The sequence below is a fragment of the Zoogloea sp. 1C4 genome, from assembly GCF_009469605.1.
GTDB classification, from domain to species: Bacteria; Pseudomonadota; Gammaproteobacteria; order Burkholderiales; family Rhodocyclaceae; genus Zoogloea; species Zoogloea oryzae.
The window spans coordinates 1-1538 of record NZ_SSXU01000093.1; the positions used below are offsets into that span (position 1 = coordinate 1).

A 1538-nucleotide genomic window follows, 5' to 3' on the forward strand; every position below is an offset into this window, starting at 1 on the left:
CTCGAAAAAGCAGTTAAAGCTGAAGAAGTTAGTACTACTAAAGTACGTGGAGATGCTCAGATTAATCCTTATGAATTAGCTTAATTTGTGCAAATTATACACAAGTTTATAACAATAAATTAATGAGTACGTTATATGAATATAAATAAAGAAACTATGAAGAAAGTACTTGATTTAACAAAATGCAATAGCACTGAAGAAATTTGTGATGTGCTTGAAAAAGAAATTGATAACAAACGAAAAGCAGATGCTTATCTTAAAGAAGCAGGTGAATCTTTGGTTGAAGAATATAAGAAAGAAGCAGTAGCTGAACCTAAGAAGAAAGGTATTATTAAGCGTACTATTCATTGGCTAAAGAGTTTGTTTAAGAAATAATCTCGTTGAACTGATAGAGAGGTCTGACAGGGACAGACATTAAATATTCCCTGACATACTCCCCTGTAGTATATGTGGTTAATACACTAGTCTCTAAAACTGGAGTACTCAGTCGGATCTGAGCAGGGGGACTAATAGCGTAGGTTAGAGATGCGCATAAATTTTTTGAATATGGAAAAAATATGTACAGAATGCGGATTAGAAAAACCTATATGTGAATTTGTTAGAAACAATACTAAGAAAGATGGATACACTTCTTATTGTAAAGAATGTCATAGAAAAAGATGTTTAAAATATTATTACAATAATAAAACAAAATATCGTGATAGTTCTAAAAGGAAAAGACATTTAATAAAACAGTATATCAATAATATCAAACAAAAAGGCTGTTCCATGTGTGGTGAAAAAGATATAGCATGTTTAGATTTTCATCATATAAATAATAAAGTAAGAGATGTATCCAGCTTAATAAAAAATGAGAATCTAAATAAAGTAAAATTAGAAATAGAAAAATGTATAGTATTGTGTTCTAATTGTCATAGAAAATTACACTATAAAAAGAATTATGATTGACTTCTAGAAGAAAATAATAAATAGTGATAAGTTTAGAACTCCGGCTTTAACATTCTTAAAGACCGGAGCTTATTGTTAGTACCCAATTGGTACTACTGAATATTATACATACTGGGACGAATAGAAAGATCGTTGCATTAATGGTTATACCGCAGAGGATGGAGATTACATCACTGGGTATAACTATTTTTATATTAATTTTTGTCCAATGCAACGTATAGTTAACACTGTTACTAAATTACCTAATGGAGAAACTAAAGTAAAAAGAGATAGTGTAGTAACATTCCCTGATTTCTATGATTATGACTATTTCTACTTCTAGGCAGTACAAGAAGCAGAAGATAAAGGAAAACACATATGTTTACTTAAATCACGCCGTAAAGGATATAGTTACAAAGGTGGAGCTATGGCATGTCGTAATTATTATTTGATACCTAATAGCAAAACATATATATATGCTTCTAATAAACAGTATCTTACAGAAGATGGTATCCTTACTAAAGCTTGGGACTATATGGACTTTATAGATAAGAATACAGCTTGGGGTAAGAAACGATCTGTTAACAGTACTATGCGTAAACGAGCTGGAT

The 1538-nt window shown here is 30.4% G+C and carries 2 protein-coding genes; both read left to right on the forward strand.

Going from position 1 to position 1538, the window contains the following annotated elements; translation table 11 throughout:
• The first annotated feature begins 135 nt into the window (after positions 1-135).
• Positions 136-375 (forward strand): hypothetical protein, encoded by a 240-nt coding sequence (locus GH681_RS22990; protein ID WP_153163820.1) that lies wholly within the window; start codon positions 136-138, stop codon positions 373-375.
• A gap of 150 nt (positions 376-525) precedes the next feature.
• Complete coding sequence (locus tag GH681_RS22995) at positions 526-948, forward strand: hypothetical protein (RefSeq protein ID WP_153163821.1); 423 nt, start codon at positions 526-528, stop codon at positions 946-948.
• Positions 949-1538: the final 590 nt, after the last annotated feature.

What these genes read in the sequence shown, in the direction of transcription:
- GH681_RS22990 (WP_153163820.1), top strand. Translation starts at nt 136, where the DNA reads ATGAATATAAATAAAGAAACTATGAAGAAAGTACTTGATTTAACAAAA.
- GH681_RS22995 (WP_153163821.1), top strand. Translation starts at nt 526, where the DNA reads ATGCGCATAAATTTTTTGAATATGGAAAAAATATGTACAGAATGCGGA.